The organism is Actinomycetospora sp. (assembly GCF_055612215.1).
This window is the reverse complement of record NZ_JBVPVA010001197.1, coordinates 1-2,264: the sequence shown is the minus strand read 5'-3', so window position 1 is coordinate 2,264 and position 2,264 is coordinate 1. Positions and strand designations below refer to the sequence as shown.

At 76.7% G+C, this 2,264-nt stretch carries 3 protein-coding genes; 2 read left to right on the top strand and 1 reads right to left on the bottom strand.

The window, feature by feature from the left end; all coding sequences use genetic code 11:
* The coding region (locus AC0CYZ_RS31985) for an oxygenase MpaB family protein (protein WP_472222355.1) at positions 1-996 on the bottom strand (996 nt) is incomplete at its 3' end.
* Positions 997-1,067: 71 nt separating this feature from the next.
* Between AC0CYZ_RS31985 and AC0CYZ_RS31980 the strand changes: the two genes are divergently transcribed.
* The gene (locus AC0CYZ_RS31980) at positions 1,068-1,685 is read left to right on the top strand and encodes a TetR/AcrR family transcriptional regulator (RefSeq protein ID WP_472222353.1); all 618 of its coding nucleotides are present in this window, start codon (positions 1,068-1,070) and stop codon (positions 1,683-1,685) included.
* A gap of 170 nt (positions 1,686-1,855) precedes the next feature.
* Positions 1,856-2,264, top strand: a 409-nt coding sequence (locus AC0CYZ_RS31975) for a hypothetical protein (RefSeq protein WP_472222351.1), incomplete at its 3' end; no start/stop codon positions are given.

Sequence of the window (2,264 nt, the reverse complement as noted above, 5' to 3'; positions counted from 1 at the left end):
GAGCCGCAGGTGCGAGAGCAGCCGGCGCCGGGCCCACCAGCCGCGGATCGGGTGCCCACGCCCGGCGTGGCTGCGCCGGGTGCCCTCCACCAGCGCCGTCGTGAGGGCGGCACCCGCGGGGGTCGGGCCGCCCTGGGCGAGGAGCAGGTGGTGGTCGAAGGCGTGCTGGGCGCGCTCGTCGGCGAACAGCCAGACCTCGTCGACACCCATGAGGTTGCCGACGTAGCGCCACAGGTGCATGACCGCGAGGGCGTCGGCGCGCGGCACCCGACGGCCGAGGACCCGCACGCCGAGGATGGCGGTGGCGCTGAACAGGGCGAGCGTCCCGGCGAGGTCGCTGCGGTTCACCGGCAGGCCCAGGGCGGCGCTGTCCCAGTCGGGGTGGCGCTCGAACCGGTCGTTGATCAGCGCGTGCATCGCGCGGACGTGCGCGGTCGTCCGGAAACCCTCGCCGTCGCGGGCCAGACCGCCGGGCCGCGACACCGCGTGGCCCCAGGCCGTGGTCTCGCCGAGGCGGCGCATCGCGGTGGTGCCGGTGAGCCCGCCGGTGGCGACGAGCAGGTCGGCCGGCCCGGCGTAGCGGTAGCCGCCGATGAGCGACAGCGCGAGCAGGACGTCGTCGCGGCTGCGGCCCATCCGCCGGTAGGCGCGGGCGCCGCGCTCGAGCAGGTCGCGGTCGAGCCAGGCGGGCTCGCGCTCGAGGGTGGCGACGAAGCGCCGCAGCGCGGGCGGGTCGTCGTCACCGACGCCGTCGGCGAGGGCGCGGTGCAGCGCGGTCGTCGTGACCCGGGGGATCGCGTCGCGCCGCATCGCCGCGGCGAGCTCGGCGCCGACCTCGTCGCGGCGCAGCATCCGGCGCCCGATCTCGTCGACGAGCGCCTCGTCGCGGCGCCGGACCCGGCCCAGCAGCGCGAGGGGTCGGGCGATGGCGGCATTGCGCTCCGCCGCGCCCCGGAAGCGCGCCGGGAACTCCGGGAGCACGGTCTCTGCCACCATGGGGAGGACGCTGACACGAGTTCCCGGTCGCGTTCAACTCGCGTTTCCCGACGCGCCGCGGGAGGTGTCCGGTGACCGCCGAGGAGCCCCGCGCGATGCGCCGCCGCCCGACGCAGGAGCGCTCCCGCGCCACGGTCGAGCGCATCCTCGCCGCGGGCCGGTCCGTGCTGCTCGAGCGGGGGTTCGAGGGGGCGAGCACCAACCGGATCGCGGCCGCCGCGGGCGTCGGGCCCGGGTCGCTCTACCAGTACTTCCCGGACAAGGAGGCTATCCTCGACCGGGTCGTGGAGCGGGCGGTCGACGACCTCGAAGCTCGCATCACGCGCGCGTTCCTCGCCGGCCTGCGGGGCGGGGACGACGCCGTCCGCGGTCACCTCGAGGCCCTCCTCGACGCGCTGTGCGCCGAGGCCGACCTGGTGCGGGTGCTGTGGCAGGACCGGCCCCGGACGGCCGAGCGGCGCCGGATGGGGTTCGCCCGCCGCATCGACGCGCTCGTCGCGGGGGCGCTGCTCGCCGAGCACCCCGACGCCGACGGGGTGCCCGTCGACGCCGTCGCGTGGATGCTCGTGCGTACCGTCGAGCACGTGACGATCTCGTGGGTGCTGGAGCGCCCCGACGTCGGGCGCGAGGCGATCCTCGACGAGCTGACCGCGCTCGTCGGCGGCTACCTGCGCACCCGCTGGACCTGACCTTCGACGCCGAACGTCCCCCCGTCGGGGGACAGCGGTGTCGTCCGCAGGACCGTGCCGTCGGGGGACGGGACGGAGGCCGCGCCGGCGCGACGATGGATCTCGTCAGCACGGAGAACGCCCCGACCGGACGCTCCCCGCACCACCTCCCTCACCCTCGGGAGCACGTCATGCGTCTGTCCGCCGCCACCGCCGCCGTCGTCACCGCGACCGCGATCACCCTCGCCGGGGCCGGCGCCGGGACCGCCCTCGCGTCGCCGCTGTCCACGGACACCTCGGCGGCCGGGTCGACCACCTCGTCCGCCACCTCGGGCTCGGGCAGCGCCGCGGTCTCGGAGCCCGGCGTCCTCATGCTGTCCAACTCGTCGGTCCGCCCCGGCGGGACGGTCTCCTTCTCCGGCACGTTCGCCGAGCCCGCCGCGCAGACCGCCTCGGGCATCACGGTCACCTCGGCTGCCTTCAGCGGCCCGGCCACCCTCGACCGGACGAACCCGGAGGCCTTCTCCGGCTCGGGCACGGTCGCCGCGGGCACCACGCCCGGCACCTACACCGTCACCGCGTCGTCCTCGGCCGGGCAGG